12 protein-coding genes are annotated in these 20,794 nt (G+C 66.2%); 7 read left to right on the plus strand and 5 right to left on the minus strand.

The features are described 5' to 3' along the window. Positions 1–12: 12 nt before the first annotated feature. Entirely contained in the window at positions 13–303 is a 291-nt protein-coding gene (locus VT84_RS28485) for a hypothetical protein (RefSeq protein ID WP_082841882.1), read from the minus strand. Positions 304–493: 190 nt separating this feature from the next. Between VT84_RS28485 and VT84_RS38960 the strand changes: the two genes are divergently transcribed. Next, positions 494–715 carry a hypothetical protein gene (locus VT84_RS38960; RefSeq protein ID WP_157469905.1) on the plus strand — a complete coding sequence of 74 codons (222 nt, stop codon included), beginning with the start codon at positions 494–496 and terminating at the stop codon, positions 713–715. A 124-nt stretch (positions 716–839) separates the two neighbouring features. On the opposite strand, the gene VT84_RS28490 is transcribed toward VT84_RS38960, so the two are convergent. The 4 genes from VT84_RS28490 to VT84_RS28505 all read right to left on the minus strand — a co-directional run bounded on the left by VT84_RS28490 (position 840) and on the right by VT84_RS28505 (position 8,035). Further along, positions 840–2,786 carry a PAS domain-containing hybrid sensor histidine kinase/response regulator gene (locus tag VT84_RS28490; RefSeq protein WP_082841883.1) on the minus strand — a complete coding sequence of 649 codons (1,947 nt, stop codon included), beginning with the start codon at positions 2,784–2,786 and terminating at the stop codon, positions 840–842. Positions 2,787–2,802: 16 nt separating this feature from the next. After that, a complete protein-coding gene (locus VT84_RS28495; RefSeq protein WP_052556187.1) occupies positions 2,803–3,264 on the minus strand; it encodes a response regulator in 462 nt (153 codons plus the stop codon). Positions 3,265–3,647: 383 nt separating this feature from the next. Next, on the minus strand, positions 3,648–5,834 hold the full coding sequence (locus VT84_RS28500) for a sensor histidine kinase (protein WP_082841884.1): 2,187 nt from the start codon (positions 5,832–5,834) through the stop codon (positions 3,648–3,650). A 71-nt stretch (positions 5,835–5,905) separates the two neighbouring features. Then, positions 5,906–8,035: a sensor histidine kinase gene (locus VT84_RS28505; RefSeq protein ID WP_157469907.1), complete on the minus strand. Its 2,130-nt coding sequence runs from the start codon at positions 8,033–8,035 to the stop codon at positions 5,906–5,908. Between the two features lie 557 nt (positions 8,036–8,592). On the opposite strand from VT84_RS28505, the gene VT84_RS28510 reads away from it, so the two are divergent. The 6 genes from VT84_RS28510 (at position 8,593) to VT84_RS28535 (ending at position 20,788) form a co-directional block, all read left to right on the plus strand. Continuing rightward, entirely contained in the window at positions 8,593–9,168 is a 576-nt protein-coding gene (locus VT84_RS28510) for a sigma-70 family RNA polymerase sigma factor (protein ID WP_082841886.1), read from the plus strand. Next, a complete protein-coding gene (locus tag VT84_RS28515; protein ID WP_082841887.1) occupies positions 9,155–11,353 on the plus strand; it encodes a serine/threonine-protein kinase in 2,199 nt (732 codons plus the stop codon). The genes VT84_RS28510 and VT84_RS28515 overlap by 14 nt, the downstream gene beginning before the upstream one ends. A 160-nt stretch (positions 11,354–11,513) precedes the next feature. Beyond that, entirely contained in the window at positions 11,514–12,839 is a 1,326-nt protein-coding gene (locus VT84_RS28520; RefSeq protein WP_162271876.1) for an efflux RND transporter periplasmic adaptor subunit, read from the plus strand. Between the two features lie 30 nt (positions 12,840–12,869). Further along, positions 12,870–16,235: an efflux RND transporter permease subunit gene (locus VT84_RS28525; RefSeq protein WP_082841889.1), complete on the plus strand. Its 3,366-nt coding sequence runs from the start codon at positions 12,870–12,872 to the stop codon at positions 16,233–16,235. Continuing rightward, positions 16,236–19,598, plus strand: a complete 3,363-nt coding sequence (locus VT84_RS28530) for an efflux RND transporter permease subunit (RefSeq protein WP_082841890.1) — start codon at positions 16,236–16,238, stop codon at positions 19,596–19,598. A 77-nt stretch (positions 19,599–19,675) separates the two neighbouring features. Then, the gene (locus VT84_RS28535; protein ID WP_082841891.1) at positions 19,676–20,788 is read left to right on the plus strand and encodes a DUF3500 domain-containing protein; all 1,113 of its coding nucleotides are present in this window, start codon (positions 19,676–19,678) and stop codon (positions 20,786–20,788) included. The last annotated feature ends 6 nt before the right edge of the window (positions 20,789–20,794 follow it).

Genomic DNA, 20,794 nt, shown 5'->3' on the forward strand with positions numbered 1-20,794 from the left:
GTGGCTCCGAACTCACTCCCAAGAATCGGTATCGCGAGCCACCCTCAGCACCTTGTGCTTCACGGGCGTTGCGGACGATTTCGCGACCGCAATACCGATCGCCGCTAACCCGCCGGCCAACAACAGGCCCCCGATCACGATCCCGACTACCAGGAGCGCGCGCGAGCGCCCGTTGGATTTGACGGCGTGATCGTCTGCGGAATTTTCGGCCTTGGAATCGGTCGGAGCGGGGGTAGCCGGCGCGCTCGGGGCGGGCGAACTGGGGGCACCCGCCGCGGGGTTCGTCGGAAGAATCGGAATCATTTCCTGTGCCGCATCCGGTTCGGAGGGCGCGGGCGCAGGAACGGTCCCGGACGGTGGGCGGGCCGGCGGACCGGACGGTGGAAAGGACGGCGGCAGAGCCGGTGGTCCCAACGGTGCGTGTCCGAAATCGTGCGGGGTCATCCCGTTGGAAAACCGCGCGCCGCAACTCGGGCACTGCGGAACTAACGGTTTGATCGGCCCCCTTCCCACTACGTACTTACAACCCGAACAGCGCCACTCGTCGGACAGCCCGCCCAGATCCATACCCGGCGGGCGCGGGATGGTGGGCGGGCGGAACGGCGCAATGGGCGGGCGGCTCCCGGGCAAACGCCCGGGCTGTGCGGAAGCGGGTGACAGCAAAAAGCCCAGCGCCAATGCGGAAAAGATGCCGACAATGGCAAAGCGCACGTGAAAGGGTGATGGCCTGGGCACGGCAGTAGGTCCGGAGGTTTAATAGAAGGGGACCGGCTGATGTTGAAAATAATGTACCCCCTACCGAACCACCACACAATCCGGAAGTCGATCGCGAGTTCGTTTTAACGGTTCCCGGAACCGACTTCCCGGGCGCGCCCGCGCCGGTCGAGTACCTCGCGAATCCGGTTCGCCAAACTGAACGTGGTGAACGGTTTAGGAACCAGGGCGTCGGAAACCGCGGTCAACTGTTCGCGCGGCCCCTCGGCGATGTACCCGGACATGAGCACCACGCACGCGGTCGGGTACAACCGGCGGAAGTGCTGGGCCAGCGCGGACCCGGTCATCCGCGGCATCTGGACGTCGGACAGCAGCAGGTCGATCGAGCCGCCCCGGGCCGCGGTCAGCGCCTCTTCGCCGTCGGTCGCCGGGATCACCGTGTAGCCAAGGTCCGTCAGCGCGCGGTGGAGCAGCCCGCGCACCTGGGCATCATCCTCGGCCAACAGGATCACTTCGGAGCCGCCCCGGAGCGCCGGCACCACCGGGGGGGCGTCGCAGTGCGCCTTTAAGCCACCGACCCGCGGGAACAGGATATCGAACCGGGTGCCGGTCCCCGGGGCGCTCTGCACCTGGATGTGCCCCTCGGCCTGCTTCACGATACCGTACACGGTCGCCAGCCCCAGCCCGGTCCCCTTCCCGACTTCTTTTGTGGTGAAGAACGGCTCGAAGATCCGGGCCACCACGTCCGGGGTCATCCCGCACCCGGTGTCCTCGACGGTGAGTTGGACGTAGGCCCCCGGCGGCACCGCGGCGCCGCCGAACCCCTCGCCCGGGAGGAGGTCCGTGTGGGCCGTCGCGACCGTGACCCGCCCGCCCCCGGGCATGGCGTCCCGGGCGTTCACCACCAGGTTCATGGCGACCTGTTCCATCTGGCCCACGTCGCCGCGCACCTCGCTCGCCTCCGGACCCAGCCGGTACACCAGTTCGGCGCCCGACCCGAGCATCCGCGCGAGCATCCGGTGCAGGTTCGTGAGCACCTGGTTCAGGTCCAGGCGGACCGGGGCGATGACCTGGTTGCGGCTGAACGCGAGCAACTGGCGCGTCAGCCCCGCGGCGCGCTCGCCGGCGCTGTGGATCTCCCCCGCGTACTGGACCACCGTTTCGTCCCCGCGGCGCAGCTCCATGAGCACCGCCGCGTACCCGTTGATGACCCCGAGCATGTTGTTGAAGTCGTGGGCGATGCCCCCCGCGAGGCGCCCGAGCGCGTCCAGGCGCTGGGCGTGCTGGAGCGCCGCTTCGAGGGTGCGCCGGGCGGTCACATCGGTGGCCAGGCCCGCGACCCGGTGGGCGCCCCCGCCCGGTCCCAGGATCGGGAACGTGCGCTCCTCGATCCACCGCACCAGCCCGCCGGGGGTGACGATCCGGTAGCTGGCGGACCGCGGGCGGTCCGGGTCCGGGGTGCCGAGGTGCTGGTCGAACTCGGCCCGGTCGTCCGGGTGAACGCGGGCGCGCCGGGTGCCCGGGTCGGCCAGCGCCTCGGCGACCGGCGCCCCGAACACCCGCTCCCAGGCCGCGCTCGCGTAGATGAGCCGCCCCCCGGCGATCTCGTACAACCAGAACACCGCGTCGATGTGGTCGGCCAGTTGGCGGAACCGCTCCTCGCTCTCGCGCAGGGACGCCTCGGCCGCGAGCCGGTCCCGGACGTGCCGCGCGCTCCGGAGCGCGCGGGCGATGATCTCGGGCAGGGACCGGAACATTTCCGGCGACTTGACCACGTAATCGAGTACCCCGGCCCGCATCGCCGCGACCGCCCGGTCCTGGTCCCCCTGGCTCGTCATCACCACCACCGGCAGTGCCGGCCCCGCGCGCTCCAGCAGCTCGGTCGCGGACCCGTCGGGCACCCGGAGGTCGGCCAGGATCAGGTCCGGCGCGTGCGCGCCCAGCCACAGGCGCGCGGCCGCGAGGCTGTCGACCACGCTCACCCGGTACTCGTCGGGGCGCCGGTCCAGAACGCGCCGGCACAACTCGACGTGGGCCGGGTCGTCTTCGAGCAGCAGCAGTTCCAGTGGCATGGTCGGGCCTTGTGCGTCACGGGGCCGCCCGGCGCTCGTGGGCGGGCGGGTGGTTCCGTTGTCCCCAGTAGACCACGAAGTCGGCGAGGAGCTGGTCCAGCGCGGTCAGCTCGATCGGTTTCGTGAGGTAACTGTTCGCGTGCAGGTCGTAGGCCCCGCGCACGTCCGCGTCCCGCGAACTGGTGCTCAGGATCACGACCGGGATGTGTGCCGTGTCCGGGTGCGTTTTGAGCGACCGCAGCACCTCCAGCCCGTCGGCCTTGGGCAGCCGCAAATCGAGGAGGATCACGTCGGGCCGCACGGCGGTCGCGAACGCGCCGCGCCGGAACACGTAATCGAGTACGGCCTCGCCGTCCTCGACGAGAACCAGGCTCTTGACCACCGGGTGCCGCTGAAGGCACCGGCGCACCAATTCGGCGTGATCGGTGTTGTCTTCGGCGTGCAGGACCAGCAAGGTCCGGTTCGTGTGGTCCGACATGATCGGACTCTGTTGGGCGCGTATTCCGAACCGGTGTGACCGGGCACATCCGGTGGGCGTTCGCTGGGTACGGGAGTGAGCGTTTTCAATATAGGCTACATTTTGACACGCGCCAATGAATAACCCGAACGGCTCCCGCCCGTGCCCGAAATTTATGAGGACCGGTACCACACGAAATTACAACGTGGTACGAGCAGAATACGTTGCCATTACGGGGGATTGTGCGCGCGAACCGGGAACCGATCCCGCACCCGTATCCCTCACGGCGAACACAATTTAAGAAACAGAACTCGTAGCCCGCCGGTCCGCCACCCCTGCGTGCGCCGAACAATCTTGCGCCAATATGATAAAAAATTATCAATCCGTTCCGCCCACGTGCCCGCTCAGAGCGTGTGTTCGGTGCGGGTGTCGTGCCCGGGCAGGTCGATCACGAACGTCGACCCCGTACCCGGACCCGCCGACTCCACCCACACCCGCCCACCGTGGAACTCCACCACCTTCTTCACCAACGCCAGACCCACACCCGTACCCGGGGACTTCGGGTCCAGCTTCTCGAACAAACCAAAAATACGCTCCCGGTGACGGGGCTCGATCCCGATACCCCAGTCCCGAACCGACACCACCACGCGACCCGACGCCACCACACCCGACACCTCCACCACACCACCACCACCGTACTTCACACCGTTCTCCAGCACGTTCTGGAACACCTCCACCAAACGACCGCGGTCACCCAACACCACACCACACACACTACCCGACACGCGCAACAACACACCCGCCGCGCGAGCCGGACCCGACACCCGCTCCAGCGCCTCACCCAACACCTCCGACAACACCACCGGCACCAGTGGACCACCCACGCGACCCACGCGCGACAGGTCCAACAGATCATCCAACAGCGACATCATCCGGTCCGCCGCCGTCGTGATCCGCAACAAATCACCACCCGCACTACCCAACTCACCCGACGCCAAATCCTGGCTCAGAACGTCCGCGAACCCCTTGATGGTGACCAGGGGGCTCTTCAGATCGTGCGACACCGTGTACGTGAACTGCTCCATCTCCGCGTTCCGGCGCTCCAGCTCCCGCACCAACTCGCCCTGGCGCACCTCCCACTCCTTCCGCTCCGTCACGTCGATGTGGCACCCGAGCACGCGGTGCGGCGCGCCGGTTTCGTCCCGGAGCACCGCACCAACCGAGTTGAGCCACCGGTACGAACCGTTCTTGTGGCGCGCCCGGAACTCCACGGAAAAATCGGCCCGGTGTCCGTCCAGGTGCCCCCGGATCTCGCCCTGCACGCGGTCCCGGTCGTCCGGGTGGAGCAGTTCGATCCAGCGCGCGTACTCCCGCGGAACCTCGGCCCCCGTGTACCCGAGCTGGTTCTCGAACTCGAGGGACACCAGGGCGCCCGTTCGCAGATCCCAGTCCCACGGGGTGAGCCGGGCCGCCGCGACCGCCGTGCGCAGGCGCTCCCGCCCGTCCGCCAGTTCCGCCTGCGCGCACTTCAGATCCTCGACGTCGGTGCTCGTCCCGTACCACCGCGCGATCGCACCGGTACCATCCCGGGACGGTACCTGCCGGTTGATGTGCCACCGGTACGCGCCGTCCGCGCGCCGGATCCGGAATTCGTTCACCTGGGGCACCCCGGTGCGCAAGACCTCGGTCCACGTGTCGAGCACCCGGGGCAGGTCGTCCGGGTGAATCACGCGCTCCCACGCCCTGCCCCTCAATTCGCCCGTACCGATTCCGGTGTACTCGGACGCTTTGACATTCAAGTGGGTCACCGCCCCGTCCGGGTCCGCGATCCAGACGATCTGCGGGATCGCGTCGGCCAGTTCCCGGTACCGCCGGTCACTGGCGGCGAGCGCGTCCGTCGCGTAATGCCGGTCGCGCGCCATCAGCAGTGCCAGTAACGGCACCCAGAACCCGCCGGCCAGTGCCCCGGGGACGACCGGGACGGGGACCGCGAACCACACCCGCAGCCCCTCACCCACCGTGGCCGAAAGTGTGACGCAGGTTGCAAACGTGATCAGCGCGCCGTCCACCCGGCTGCGGCGCGCGCACAGAAGCGCGCAGTAAAAACCGAACACGTTTGAAACGTACAAGGGGATCATAAACATGAGAAATCCCCAACCGGCCGGCGCGGTTCGCGGCGCGGCGACCGGCCCCCACCCGCCCAATTCGCTCCGCTCCACGCCCGTGACACGGGGGTTCATGGGCGCGACCAGTACCTGCCAGGCGAACACCGCGAGCAGCGCCACACTCAGTGTCCCCAGGAACCACCGGTTCCGCGCCCCGGTGAACAGCGCCACCGTCCAATTACTCATGAAGTACATCACACTACCAACGGCGTACCGCGCCCGGTACGCGCGCTCGGCGCCCTCCGCGCTCTCACTTGTAAAGAGCGCGACGAAGATCACGCACATCGCGGCCCGGATCGCGCACTCCGTGCCGAACACGGCGAGCAGCGCCTCCCGGCGCCACAGGAGCCAGAGGATCAGGTAGTACACTGCGGCGAACGCGAAGAAGCCCACGAAACCCGTGAGCATCAGTACGAGCGGAGACACCGAAAGCCTCGTCAGTTGGTGAGGCCCCGAACCCTTGTGGGTGGGGCGGTGGTAAGAGCCGCGTGATCCGCTCAGTGTTGTTGTTCGGTGTGGGTGTCGTGCCCGGGCAGGTCGATCACGAACGCCGAACCCGTACCCGGACCCGCCGACTCGACCCACACCCGCCCACCGTGGAACTCCACCACCTTCTTCACCAAGGCCAAGCCCACACCCGTGCCCGGGGACTTCGGGTCCAGCTTCTCGAACAGACCAAAAATGCGCTCCCGGTGACGGGGCTCGATCCCGATACCCCAATCCCGAACCGACACCACCACGCGACCCGACGCCACCACACCCGACACCTCCACCACACCACCACCACCGTACTTCACACCGTTCTCCAGCACGTTCTGGAACACCTCCACCAAACGACCGCGGTCACCCAACACCACACCACACACACTACCCGACACGCGCAACAACACACCCGCCGCGCGAGCCGGACCCGACACCCGCTCCAGCGCCTCACCCAACACCTCCGACAACACCACCGGCACCAGTGGACCACCCACGCGACCCACGCGCGACAGGTCCAACAAGTCATCCAACAGCGCCATCATCCGGTCCGCCGCCGTCGTGATCCGCAACAAATCACCAACCGCGCCACCCAACTCACCCACCGCCAAGCTCTGCCCCAGCACACCAGCGAACCCCTTGATGGTGACCAGGGGGCTCTTCAGATCGTGCGACACCGTGTACGTGAACTGCTCCATCTCCGCGTTCCGGCGCTCCAGCTCCCGCACCAGGTTCCCCTGGCGCACCTCCCACTCCTTCCGCTCCGTCACATCGGTCAGGTACCCGTGCCACTGGGTGCTCCCGTCCGGAAGTGCTTCCGGAACCGCGCGGCTCTCGCGCCAGCGAACGCCCTGATCGGGCAGTACGACCCGGTACTCGACGTGCAGCGTGGTTAGCGCCGCGGCCGACTGTTCGACGGCCGCGCGAACCGCGCCGTGGTCGCCCGGGTGTACGTACCGGCCCCAGTCGGCCGACTCCCGCCCCTCTTCCGGGGCGACCCCCAGCATCGCGCGCAAGCCCACGCTGGCGAACGGAAAGTACCTGTGCCCGTCCGGGCACTCGCGGTACTGGTAGAGCGCCCCGGGAACCTGGTCGGTCAACTTCTGGAGCAACTCGTCCCGCTCCCGGAGCCGCGCCTCGGCCGCGCGCCGGGCGGTGACGTCGCGAACGTTCGCCACGATCGCCCGAACGGACGGGTCGTCGAGCTGGTTGGTGCAGACCAGTTCCGCCCACCGGTAGGTGTCGTCCCGGTGCCGGAGCCGCGCTTCGACCCGGAACGCCTGGCGCGGGCTGCGGAGCGCGGCGCCCAGGGCACCGGAGGCCGCGCCCGCGTCGTCCGGGTGAACCAGGTCCAGCACCCGCCGCCCCCGCAACTCGTCCGGCCGGTACCCGAGCATATGTTCGACCGCGGCGGAGTGGTACAGCGCCGCGGCGCTCCGGTCGAGCAGGGCGACCGCTTCCGAACTGTTCTCGATCATCGCCCGGAATTGGGTCGCCCGGCGGCGCACCGCGACCGCGACCCACAAAGCCAATGCGGTCGTGGACGCGAGAAACGCCCCGGTCAGCCCGAGTTGCACGCGCTGCCGGGTGTCGACCAGGTGGGCCACCTCGGTTTCGTCCGCGTGCGCGGTGTCGATCGCCAGTGCCACAGCCCGGTCGACCGCGGCCCGGTGCGCAGCGAAAAGCGGGTCCAGTTCGATTTCGAGCACGCGGATCGCGGTCGCACGGTCCCCGCGCCGTAGCGCGGGAATCAACTTTTGGTCCACGGCGTCGAAGATCGCGAGCGCGGACTCCCGGGACGTTTCGGCCACCTGAACCTTAAGCGGGCCGTCTTCAAGGGTGCCCTTCCAGTGCTCGAGGCTCTCGAAATAATTGGCCTTGAGGCGCCCGTACTGATCGATCTGGCGTTCGCGGTCGTCCGGAACGGTCGCGCGCGTCATCAAATGAGCACACAAGTACACTTCGATTGCGCAGAGCGGCGGCGGCATGACATCGGCGAGCAGCCGGTTGTTCGCGTCGATCCGCTGGTAGTACGGTCCGTTGACTTTAACGACAGAAAGCGTGTGCGCCGTGTACGTACCGTACCCGATGGTCGCGACGAATACGAAGCCGGTGAGGAACAGCAGGCGCGCTTCGGTAGTTGCCACGGTGTCCGTGAGTGTGCGATTGTGGTGCCCGCACCGCGCGGGCCGAGATCGCTCCCGATCGGGAGTACCCGACAGAGGGGGATCCGGCCCGGACCCGCGACCGGGCACGACAGTGCCTCCCGGTCGTCAGTCCCGCGAGTTCGAGCGGGTTAGGGATGGTCTTGACCGAAATTTAACGTGTGGCGCGGGGACTGCCAAACGCAATGTAACCACTTTGGCCACCGGGCCAGCGCCCCGAAGCGGTCCGAGTTCTCAACGAATGGGTTTCATAAACCGCCCGCTCGGACGAATCGAATGCGCAGTACCCGCGCCCCCGTTTTGCTTGAAGGTAATTGCGTGCAGTTACTTATGCCGAAGTAAAAGGCCGAGTTCGGCTCCCCGGTATTCATTTTTTGGGCACGAGATTCACTTCCCCAACGTTTGCAATAGAGGAGTGTGTCCCATGCTCTATTCAGTACCAGTGCCGCATGAACGACACGGATACCGGGCCGGCGAAAAATTGTGAACCGCCGCGCTTCATACAGTCACGTTCAGCATCTCAACCGTGGGGAACCGTGATGGAGGGGAGCACCGAGTTCCGGCCGGTAGAAGCGTATACTGAATATCTTCGCCTTCTTGCACGCCTCCAATTGGCCCCGCAACTCCGGGCGAAACTGAACCCCTCCGACGTGGTTCAACAGACGGTCCTCCAGGCCCACACGCACCGGGACCAGTTCCGGGGGCGCACCGAGGACGAATGGGTCGGGTGGCTCCGGACGATTCTCACGAACGTTCTTACGACCGCGCTCCGGGCCTACGGGCGGAAGGCCCGCGACGTCGGGCGCGAGTGGTCGATCGACGCGAACCTGGAAGCGTCCGCGTCGCGGATCGAGCAGTGGCTCGCGGCCGCACAGTCGTCCCCGAGTCAGCGCGCGTCGCGGCACGAGCAACTGGTTCGCCTCGCAGCCGCGCTGAGCCAATTGCCGACCGACCAGCGCGAGGCCGTCGAGTTGCACCACTTGGGCGGCTACACGGTCGCCGAGGTGGGCGAATTTATGGGGCGCACGCGGGCCGCAGCGATGGGGCTGATTTTCCGCGGGCTGCAACACCTGCGCGAGTTGCTCGGTGAGGAGGAGGGAAATGGTGAGCAGTGACCCGGGGGCCGATCCCAACGACCGGCTGAACTCCATTCTGGTCGATTACGTCGAAGCGCTCGAACGCGGGGAGCGCCCGGACCGCCGGCGCCTGCTCGACTCGTTCCCGGAATACGCCCGGGAACTCGCCGCGTTTTTCGCGACGCGCGACCGGCTCGACCGCATCGTGGCGCCGATCCGCACGCTCGCCGGAAGTGGCATCCGTCGCGGACTGCAATCGACTCAGGCGGATACACGAGCTGACGCTTCTCCTCCGTCCGAGATCGGACAAATCGGTGACTTCCTGCTGCTCCGGGAGGTGGGGCGCGGGGGCATGGGGGTCGTGTACGAGGCGGAGCAAGTATCCCTGCGGCGCCGAGTCGCCTTGAAGGTACTGTCGTTCGCCTCGGCACTCGATCCACGGCACCTCCAGCGGTTCCGCAACGAAGCTCAAGCCGCGGCTCAACTCCACCACACGCACATCGTGCCCGTGTTCGCGGTCGGGGTCGAGCGCGGGGTTCACTATTACGCGATGCAGTTCATCGAGGGTCAGAGCCTCGCCCAACTCATCGCCGACTTGCGCACCGCGAACAGCCGATCGAGCGCCACCGCGCTGTCCTCGAACCACGACACGCCGATCGTGACCGCGAACTCGGCGGAACGCGGATCGCGCGGTCGGGCGTACTTCCGCCGGATCGCCGAGCTGGTGAAACAAGCGGCCGAGGCACTCGAATACGCGCACCAAGTCGGGGTCGTTCACCGGGACATCAAGCCCGCGAATCTGATGATCGACGACGCCGGGCGCCTCTGGGTCACGGACTTCGGGCTGGCGCAGATGCGCAACGACACCGGACTGACCGCGACCGGCGAGGTGGTGGGCACGGCCCTGTACATGAGTCCGGAACAGGCCGTCGGCCAGCGCGGGGTGGTGGACCACCGCACAGACATTTACTCGCTCGGGGCCACGCTGTACGAGCTACTCACGCTCACCCCCGTATTCGATGTCGAAGACGGCCGCGCGCTGCTCTACCAGCTCGTCCACCGCGACCCGCGCCCGCCCCGCACGGTCGACCGCTCGATCCCCCCGGAACTGGAAACGATCGTCCTGAAGGCGATCGCCAAAGCCCCGACCGATCGGTACGCCACTGCCCAGGAATTCGCTGCCGACCTCCAGCGGTTCCTGGACGACCGCCCGGTGCTGGCGCGCCGACCCACGCTCCGGGACCGTGCGGCCAAGTGGGTCCGGCGGCACCGCCTGTTAGTGGCGGTCGCGGCCGGGTGCTTCCTGCTGACGACCGTCGGTCTGGCGATCAGCACCGCACTCATCGCGCGCGAGAAAATCGCCGCGGAAGACGCCTACCAACGAGAGTGCCAGGCCAAAGAACAGGAACGTCAGCGCGCGGAAGAGGCCGAGGCCCGGCGCCTGGAAGCCGACCAAAACTACCTGCGCACCCGTCGGGCGGTCGATTTGTTCGTCGAACTGAGTAACGAGGAGCTGTTCGATTTCCTCCCGCTCACCGGTCTACGAGTGCGGCTGCTTGAAGCGGCCATCGCGTACTACCAGGAACTCAGCGAGAGCCGCGCGGACCCGCTGGTCCGTGCCAATCTCGAAACGATTCGGGGCCGAGTCGCCCGACTACACGAAGACCTGGGCGCGCTCAACGTGGTGAGCACGCTCTTGCTCCTTGAGCAACCGGTGGTTCGCGCGGACATCGGGCTGACCTCGGACGCGATCGACCAGCTCACCCCGACCCTCGATCGGCTCCGCGCGTACCGACAGAGTTCGCCATCGCAGCCCGAATCGCCGAAGTCACAGATCGGAGAGATCGCCGCGGAAGCGCTCAAAGAGGTCCAGAAGGTGCTCCGCGTGGACCAGTATCTGCGACTCCACCAGATCTTCCGCCAGATCCCCGGACCGCACGTTTTCGGGCGCCCCTCACTGGAAGCGCTCGGGTTGTCCGACGCCCAGCGGGTCCAGATCCGGCGCATCCGCTCCGAAGCGCTTTACGCCTCGCTTCGGTTGTGGAGTACGGCTGAAACGCGGAGCGCGAGCCAGCCGGAGTTTGAAGGGATGTGGGCGCGAACGAACGAACGCATTATCGAGGTACTGACTCCCGCCCAACGCACCAAGTGGGCGGAGATGGTCGGCACGCCGGTTCAGGGGGAAGTCAAGTTCCCGTTGCACTCGTCCACACGCCCGCGCTAACGCCTTCCCGGGCGGTCGATTAAAAAATCGATCGCCCGGCGCGCTTCACTCATCTCGCACCGGCGTCTCCCCTCCCAGACCGACACGCTCCGCCCCACCCAACGGCACCGCGGCTGACCGCGTGCGCACGGCCGGCTCGTTTCGCATCAAGGAGAGAATTGTGCAATTCCTTTCACGGCCAATCTTTGTGATTGCGCTGTTCCTGTCAGGCACCGGGTGCGCGAAGCCGGGCGGCGGGCCACCCGGCGGCGGACCACCCAGCGGTCCCGTCGATGTCGAAGTGAGCGCACCGGTCCGCGGTACCGTCACCGACGCGGAGGTGTTCACCGGTCGCACCCAAGCGGTCATGTCCGCCGACCTCCGCTGTCGGGTGTCCGGCTACCTGGAGAAAGTGCTCTTTCGCGAGGGCGAGGACGTGGAACTCGGCGCGCCGCTGTTCCAGCTCGAACTCAAGCCGTTTGAACTCGCGGTGCGCCAGGCGCGGGGAACGCTCGAACAGCAGAAGGCACAGTTGAAGTTCAACGAGGCGAACTACACGCGGATGAACGACACCTACAAGCAGGGTGTCGGCAGCGTAAGCGACCTCCAACAAGCACTCTCGTCCCGGGACGCTTCCGCCGCGGCTGTAGAAACCGCGACCGCAGCGCTGGAGACGGCCCAACAGAACCTCGCCTGGGCAACTGTCCGCGCTCCGTTCGCCGGGCGCATCAGCCGGCGCCAGGTCGACCCGGGGAACACGGTCGCGGCCGACACCACGATTCTCGCATCGCTCGTCCAACTCGATCCCCTGTACGCCTACTTCGACATTGATGAGCGGACCGTTCTGCGCGTGCGTTCCCGGTTGGCTCCGAACGGCGCAACCAAGTCCGATCAGGCGCTGCCCGTTTCGCTCGGTCTGTCCGACGAGCGCCCGGAAGAGTTCTCACGTTCCGGAGAGCTGAAGTTCACGGACAACAAGGTGGACCCGAACACCGGAACGCTCCGCGTGTGGGGCACGTTCGCGAACCCGAAGCGAGATCTGCACCCCGGGCTGTTCGTCCGCGTGCGGCTCCAGGTCGGTGCCCCGCGATCGGTGCTGATGGTGGCCGAAGCCGCACTCGGTTCGGACCAGGGTCGCAGGTACGTCTACGCCGTTGATGCCGAGAACCGCGCGGCCCGGGTACCGGTCGAAATCGGTCCACGTGCGAACGGGCTGATCGCGATCGAAAAGGGGCTGACGGGCGAGGAGCGCGTGATCGTCCGCGGGTTGCAGAACGTGCGCCCGAAATCGGAAGTGGTGGCGAAGGCGGTCGAGATGCCGCGAGTCAAGTCGCCTCCTACCGGTGCAGGTCCGTCGCCGGCGGGTCCGGGAGGTGGGCCAGCGGGCGCGAGTGGTCCCACAACCGGGGCGCCTGCTCCGGCCCCATCCGAAGGACCGATGTCTCGCCCGCCCGCGGGTTCAGGTGGCTCACCGGGTGGTCCCAAGGGCGGCAAGCCGGGCCGATAGCCGCCCAGATCCACCACACGAGACACCCCCATGCTGAGTTACTTCTTCATCGATCGGCCGGTGTTCGCCACCGTTCTGTCGCTCGTCGTGACGCTCGCCGGCGCGGTCGCGTTGGTGAATCTGCCGATGACGCAGTACCCGCCGATCACCCCGCCGAACATCACCGTTTCCGCTAGCTACCCGGGAGCCAGTGCGAAGGTCGTGGCCGACGCCGTAGCAGCCCCGATCGAGCAGGAGGTGAACGGGGTCGAGAACATGCTCTACATGTCCTCGAACTCGGCCAACGACGGTTCGTACAGCCTGAGCGTCACGTTCAAACCGGGAACCAACCTGGACTTCGCCCAGGTGCTCGTACAGAACCGGGTAAACCTGGCCCTTCCGCTGCTGCCCGACGTGGTCCGCCAAGCCGGGGTCACGACCCGCAAGCGGAACCCGGACATGCTCATGGTCATCAACCTGTATTCCCCCACCGGGGAGTACGACCAGCTCCACCTCAGCAACTACGCCGCGATCAACATTCGCGAAGAACTGGCGCGGGTCAAAGGAGTGGGCGACGTCGGGCTGTTCGGGAGCCTCGACTACAGCATGCGGGTCTGGGTCGATCCCGATCGACTGACCTCAATGGGGATCACCGCCGGCGACGTGCTCACCGCGATCCGCGAGCAGAACCAACAAGTCGCGGCGGGACAAGTCGGGCAGTCTCCAGTTCCTGACGGGCAGGCGTTCGAGTTCCCGATCCACGTCCTCGGCCGTCTGACCGCGCCGGAGGAGTTCGCCGACATCGTGATCCGCCGCACGGCCGACGGCCGACAGGTGCGCATTCGCGACGTCGGCCGCGTCGAACTCGGAGCCAAGAGCGTCGATACCTCGGACAAACTCGACGGCAAGCCGACAGCAAACATTGGCGTGTTCCAACTGTCCGACGCGAACGCCCTGGAAGTGGCCGACCGCGTGCGGGCGAAGATGGAAGAACTGAAGGAAGCGTTCCCACCCGGGATCGAGTACACGATCGCCAATGACAGCACACCGTTCATACGCGAGTCCGTCCAGGGGGTAGTCAAAACCCTCATCGAAGCCGTGGCACTGGTCGCGGTCGTGGTGCTGCTGTTCTTACAGTCGTGGCGCGCGGCCGTCATTCCGCTCGCCGCAGTCCCGGTCGCGGTCGTCGGCACGTTCGCAGCAATGGCCGCACTCGGTTTCACTCTGAACACGCTGACGCTGTTCGGATTGGTGCTGGCGATCGGGATCGTGGTTGATGACGCCATCGTTGTGGTCGAAGCCGTTCAGCACAAGATCGAGCACGGGCTACCGCCGCGCGAAGCCACCCGCCGCGCGATGGAGGAAGTAAGCGGTCCTGTAATCGCAACCGGATTGGTGCTCGTTGCGGTGTTCGTTCCGTGTGCGTTCCTCGGGGGTATTACCGGACTGTTCTTCCGCCAGTTCGCCGTAACCATCGCCGTCTCCACCGCCCTTTCTGCTCTCAACTCGCTGACGCTCAGCCCCGCTCTGTGCGCGATCCTGCTGAAGCCCGCGGGCGTCCGAAAAGACCTACCGGGGCGGGTGCTCGATTTCCTCTTTGGGTGGTTCTTCCGGTTGTTCAATGCCGGAGTCGGGCGGTCTACGAGCCTGTACGCCCGGTGCGTCGGGTTAACCGTGCGCGTCACGCCGCTGGTGCTGATCGCGTACCTGGGTCTGCTGGGGCTGACATGGTGGGGATTCGGCAAGCTCCCGACGGGGTACATCCCGAGCCAGGACCAGGGCCGGTTAATGTGCTCGATCCAGTTGCCCGACGCGGCCTCGCTGGAGCGTACCCAGGAAGTGGTGGACGAAGTGTCCCGGATCGCACGCGAAACTCCCGGGGTAGCTCACACGGTCGCTGTTTCGGGCCGGTCGCTCCCACTTGGCGCGAACGGATCGAACTACGGGACGATGCTCATCACCCTCGACCCGATCGAACAGCGCACGCACCCTTCACGTTCCGCGAACGCGATCAGCGCCGGTCTGCGGAAGGCGTTCACCACTCGTCTGCCGGACGCTCTTGTCACGGTCATGGCTCCGCCCGCAGTGCCCGGTTTGGGATCGGCCGGCGGGTTCAAAGTGATGGTCGAAGATCGAAGCGGAGAAAATGACATCCTGCGCCTTCAAAGGAGCACCGAGCGCCTGATCGTTGAGGGGCGGAAAGACCCGCGGTTGGCCGGGCTGTTTACGGGGTTCCGGGCCGATGCGCCGCAACTGTTCGTGGACGTGAACCGGCAGCAGTGCCAAACGATGGGCGTACCCGTTGGGGACGTGTTCGCCGCGCAACAGGCGTTCCTCGGTTCGCGCTACGTGAACGACTTCAACCGGTTCGGTCGGACGTGGCAAGTAATCGTCCAGGCTGAAGGGCCGTTCCGCCACACCGTCGAGGACGCGAAGCGGATTCGAGTGCGGAACGACCAGGGCGGGATGGTCCCGCTCGGGGCCGTGCTCGACATCCGGGAGGTGGCCGGGCCGCTCGTGATTACCCGGTACAACATGCACCCGGCCGCTGCGGTCATGGGCTCAACGGCGCCCGGAGTTAGTTCCGGCGACGGGATCGTGGCGATCGACCAGCTCGCCGCCCGCGTGTTCCCGGAGGGAACGGCGCACGAATGGACGGAGATCAACTACATCCAGATCGACGCCGGGAAAAACATCTGGAACAAGCTCATTTTCCCACTGTCGGTGCTGTTCGTGTTCCTGGTGCTGGCGGCCCAATACGAGAGCTGGGCGCTCCCGCTGGCCGTCATTCCGATCGTCCCGCTGTGCGTCCTGAGTTCGATCGCGGGCGTGGCGGTGGCCGGCTCGGACATCAACGTGTTCACGCAGATCGGGTTCGTGGTACTCATCGGGCTGGCGTGCAAGAACGCGGTGCTCATCGTCGAGTTCGCACGGACACTGCAAGCCGCCGGGCGGTCGGCCCGGGACGCGGTGGTCGAAGCCAGTCGACTGCGATTGCGGCCGATCGTGATGACCTCGGTCGCGTTCATTCTCGGGGTCATTCCGCTGGTTTTCGCGACCGGCTCCGGTGCCGAAATGCGCCGGGCGCTGGGTACGGCCGTATTTGCCGGGATGATCGGCGTCACGGTGTTCGGTTTGCTCCTCACCCCCGTGTTCTTCTTCGTCATCGAATGGGGCGCTGAGGGGCGGTTAAGTCGCACCCACTGGGTGCGCCGGATCGGGCAAGGCGGGCTGGACCTCGTTCGCCTGCGCCCACTGTGGAGCCTGACGCGCACGGTCGTCGGCGCAACCCGGGGGCGATTCCGCGTCGCCCGGTCGACTTCACCCAACGCGCGCACGTCTGCAATCACCTTACAACCCGAACCAATCACGACCCGCAGCGCGGTCTTGTCCAATCATTCTGAGGTGGTTCCTTAAATGTCCCATTTCTTCATCGGCCGGCCGATCTTCGCGGCCGTGTTGTCGATCGCGATCGTACTGACCGGCGGGATCGCGCTGTCGACGTTGCCGGTCGCACAGTACCCGGAGATCGCTCCGCCGACGGTGGAAGTCTCCGCGGTGTACCCGGGGGCGAATGCGCGAGTGGTCGCGGACACCGTGGCCTCGCCGATCGAACAGCAGGTGAACGGTGTCGAGAAGATGCTGTACATGTCATCGCAATGCACGAACGACGGGGTGTACACACTGACCGCCACCTTTGAACCGGGGGCCGACCTGAACATCGCGCAAGTGCTGGTCCAGAACCGAGTGTCGATGGCCGAGCCGGTGCTCCCGGACCTGGTCCGCCGGCGCGGGATCTCGGTGAAGAAGAAGTCACCGAACATCCTGATGATGGTCAACCTGTTCACGACCGAACAGAGCGGCGACCCGGCCGCGACCAACCTGTTCCTGAGTAACTACGCGACCATCCAGATCGCCGACGGGCTGAAGCGGATTCCCGGGGTCGGGGACGTGACCTACCTGGGGCAGCGCGATTACAGCATGCGGCTGTGGCTCGACCCGCAGAAGCTCCAGGCGGTCGGGCTGACGCCCCAAGACGTGATCGCGGCAGTCAACGAGCAGAACATCCAGGTGGCGGCCGGGCAGATCGGCCAACAGCCAACCCCATCCGGGCAGGTGTTCCAGTACACCATGACCACGCTGGGGCGGCTGGAAACTCCCGAACAGTTTGGGGAAATCGTGCTCAAGCGCGGACTGGATGGCACACTCGTGTACATGCGAGATGTGGCCCGGATCGAACTCGGGGCACTGTCTTACGACCAGAGCTGCACTCTCAACGGACGCCCGTCGGTCGCGCTGTCGGTGTACCAACTTCCCGGGTCGAACGCACTGGAAGTATCCGGCCGCGTGAAGGCGAAAATGGAGGAGTTGCGAGAGCACTTTCCGGCCGGGATCGATTACGCGATCGTGTACGACACCACCCCGTTCATCAACGAATCGATTCGCGAAGTGTTCCGCACCTTGATCGAAGCCGTGGTGCTGGTCGCGGCGGTCGTACTGCTTTTCCTGCAATCGTGGCGCGCGGCCATCATTCCGCTCGCCGCGGTCCCGGTCGCGGTCGTCGGCACGTTCGCGGCTCTAACCTGTGCAGGATTCAGTTTGAACACGCTGACGCTGTTCGGACTGGTACTCGCGATCGGGATCGTGGTCGACGATGCCATCGTCGTGGTCGAGGCCGTCCAGCACCACGTGGACCACGGCATGACGCCACGCGACGCGGCCGCGCGAGCCATGAGCGAGGTGAGCGGTCCCGTCGTGGCGGTCGGGTTGGTGCTGTCCGCGGTGTTCATCCCGTGTGCCTTCCTCGGGGGCGTGACCGGGCAGTTCTTCCGCCAATTCGCGGTGACGATCGCAGTCAGTACGCTGCTGTCCGCGTTCAACTCGCTCACGCTCAGCCCGGCCCTCGCCGCGCTGCTACTCCGACCCCAGCGGGGTCACCGCGCGGAAGCTTTACCACAAATCGGGTACTTGGCTCTAGGAGCGGGACTTGGTGTCGCGGCCGCCATGCGATGGCCCGTTGCGGTTGGCGAGTTGGTCGGAATGGCCGTCCCCGCGTGGGGCTGGATCGCGGTCGGCGCGCTGGCCGGTGCGATCGTGGGCCGGCTCCTGGCTCGTCCGGTGGATGCACTGTTGGGCTGGGTGTTCGGCGCGTTCAATCACTGGTTCGATCGCGGCACTAACTGGTACACGCGGATCGTGGCCGGGTTACTGCGTGTCACTCCGATCGTGCTACTCGTCTACGGTGGTCTACTCGGGTTGACGTACACGACTTTCACCCGCACTCCAACCGGGTTCATCCCGGCGCAGGACAAAGGGTACCTACTGGTCGACATCCGGCTTCCGGATGCGTCGTCCGCACAACGAACGGCCGAAGTGGTCCGCCGCGTCGAGGCGGCTGCACGCAGCGCGCCTGGAGTGAAAGACGCGATCGCGGTGTCCGGGCAATCCCTTCTTCAGAACGCGGCTGCACCGAACTTCGGCTCGCTGTACCTGATGCTCGACCCGTTCGACCAACGGCGCACACCCGACCTGTCGGCCGACGCGATCGTGTCCGCGCTCCAGGAGCGGCTCCGGGCCGAAGTGCCGGACGCGGTGTTGGCCGTGTTCGGGGCGCCGCCGGTCGAAGGGCTGGGCACAGCGGGCGGCTTCAAGATCATCGTCGAGGACCGATCGGCCGGCGATCTGGTCAACCTTCAGACCGCGGCCGACCGGGTCGTCGCTACCGCGACCAACGACCCGGCACTCCAGCGCGTATCCACGAGCTTCCGGGCCGATGTTCCGTGGCTGGAACTGGTGATCGACCGGGCGCAGGCCAAGGACCGCGGGGTGTCCATCGATTCCATCCGGACCACCATCGAAGCGAGTCTCGGGCCGTACTACGTGAACGACTTCAACCGGTTCGGGCGCACGTGGAAGGTGAACGTACAGGCGCGAGACGTGTACCGCCAGGACACCGCGGCGATCGGTCAGTTGAAGGTGCGCGGGGCGGGCGGCGGAATGGTGCCGCTCGGGTCACTGGCATCCGTTCGACCGACGAGCGGTCCGGTCCTGGTGATGCGGTACAACATGTACCAGTCAGCAGCGATCAACGCAGACGCGGCCCCGGGAAGCAGTTCCGGCGAAGCACTCGCGCGACTCAGCGGAACCGCACGAAGCGGACTACCGCCAGCTATGCGCGCCGAGTGGACCGAACTGGCACTGCTCCAACTTCAGGCCGGCGACACGGCCATGTGGGTATTCCTGCTCGCGGTCGTTCTCGTGTTCCTGGTGCTGGCGGCTCAGTACGAGAGTTGGGCGCTGCCGCTCGCCGTCATCCTGGTCGTGCCGATGTGTTTACTGTGTGCCCTCGTCGGCGTGCTCATGGCCCGGCTGGACATGAACATCTTCACGCAGATCGGGTTCGTGGTGCTCATCGGGTTGGCGTGCAAGAACGCGATCCTCATCGTCGAGTTCGCCAAGCAAAAGCGCGAAGAGGGACTGGACCGCCGGGCCGCGACTCTGGCGGCGTGCCAACTGCGGTTACGGCCGATTGTGATGACCTCGATCGCATTTATTCTGGGGGTGGCCCCGCTGCTGGTGGCCGAGGGCGCGGGTGCAGAAATGCGACGGGCGCTGGGCACCGCGGTGTTCGCGGGGATGATCGGAGTGACCGCGTTCGGTATCTTCCTCACGCCCGTGTTTTACTTCGCCATCCAGTGGTTCGTCGATCAGCGATCCTCGTCTGTCCTCACGGCGCCAGACGGTGAGGTTGAGTCGTCGAACGCCCTCCAATCCGTTTAGAGATGGTGCGCGGCGCCACCGCGCCGCAGCGCTTAGAATGTGCCGAGGTTCGGGTTCGCCCTCAACAGGAGTAGCCAATGAACGGCTCGATCCGGACGATCTCACCTTCGACCGGGCGCAGCGGCGTGAAGCTGCTCGCAGTGTGCAGTGCAGCGCTGCTCATCGGACTGACGCTCTACGCCTCGCGCGATTCCCTCCCGCCGGTGCCGGACTTAGCGGCCGAGGAATCGCGCGACCAAAAGCCCGCAGCGCCCGCTCCGCGTGCGGTCGAGGCGGCCAATGCGTTCCTCGACGCTCTCGACGCCAAGCTCCGAGAAAAGGCGCGACTCGAATACAGCAGCGACAAGAAGCCCAACTGGTCCAACCTCCCGGTGAGCTTCGTCCCGCGGAACGGCGTTCCGCTCGGCGACTTGACGAAAGAACAGCGGACTAAGGCGATGAGCGTGGTCGCGTCGGTTCTCAGCAAAGACGGATATCAGAAGGTCATCGACATCATGGACGGCGACCAGAAGTTGGTCGGCAACGCGGGCAAGGGAGGCGGAAAGGGGCCGCTATTCGGAAAGGATCTGTACTACCTGGCGATCTTCGGCACGCCGTCCGAAACGAAGCCGTGGATGGTGCAGTTCGGCGGGCACCACCTGGGCATCAACGTGACCGTGATCGGTAAGCACTTCGTTCTCACCCCGACGCACACGGGGGCACAACCGGCCCTATTTAAGCGAGACGACAAAGAGGTGCGACCGCTCGGCGCCGAGAGCGACGCGGCGTTCAAACTGATGGCGGCCCTGAACGAAAAGCAGCGCGCTGAAGCAATTATCGGCGCGCGCTCCCAACAGGAACTCCTCCTGGGACCGGGGCGCGACGGCAAAACGATCGAGCCGAAGGGGATTAAAGGCTCCGCGCTCACCGCCGACCAGCAAGCACTGCTCCTGGACGTGATCGGCGCGTGGGTCAACATCGTGGAACCCGACGCGGCCGCGGCGCGAATGGCGGCGATCAAAGAGAAGATCGGCGATACGCACTTCGCGTGGAGCGGCCCGACCGAGAAGGGCAAGGCCGCCTATTTCCGGGTCCAGGGACCGAACGTGGTGATCGAGTACGCCCCGCAAGGCGGCACCGATCACATCCACACCGTCATCCGCAACCCGGAAGATGACTACGGCGCGGGAACCGCGAAAACGCTGAAGTGACGCGGC

It is taken from the genome of Gemmata sp. SH-PL17 (assembly GCF_001610855.1).
GTDB lineage: Bacteria > Planctomycetota > Planctomycetia > Gemmatales > Gemmataceae > Gemmata > Gemmata massiliana.

Coding starts and splice junctions, on each gene's coding strand:
- VT84_RS28485 (WP_082841882.1), bottom strand. CDS start 303: ATGATTCCGATTCTTCCGACGAACCCCGCGGCGGGTGCCCCCAGTTCG.
- VT84_RS28490 (WP_082841883.1), bottom strand. CDS start 2,786: ATGCCACTGGAACTGCTGCTGCTCGAAGACGACCCGGCCCACGTCGAG.
- VT84_RS28495 (WP_052556187.1), bottom strand. CDS start 3,264: ATGTCGGACCACACGAACCGGACCTTGCTGGTCCTGCACGCCGAAGAC.
- VT84_RS28510 (WP_082841886.1), top strand. CDS start 8,593: ATGGAGGGGAGCACCGAGTTCCGGCCGGTAGAAGCGTATACTGAATAT.
- VT84_RS28515 (WP_082841887.1), top strand. CDS start 9,155: ATGGTGAGCAGTGACCCGGGGGCCGATCCCAACGACCGGCTGAACTCC.
- VT84_RS28525 (WP_082841889.1), top strand. CDS start 12,870: ATGCTGAGTTACTTCTTCATCGATCGGCCGGTGTTCGCCACCGTTCTG.
- VT84_RS28530 (WP_082841890.1), top strand. CDS start 16,236: ATGTCCCATTTCTTCATCGGCCGGCCGATCTTCGCGGCCGTGTTGTCG.
- VT84_RS28535 (WP_082841891.1), top strand. CDS start 19,676: ATGAACGGCTCGATCCGGACGATCTCACCTTCGACCGGGCGCAGCGGC.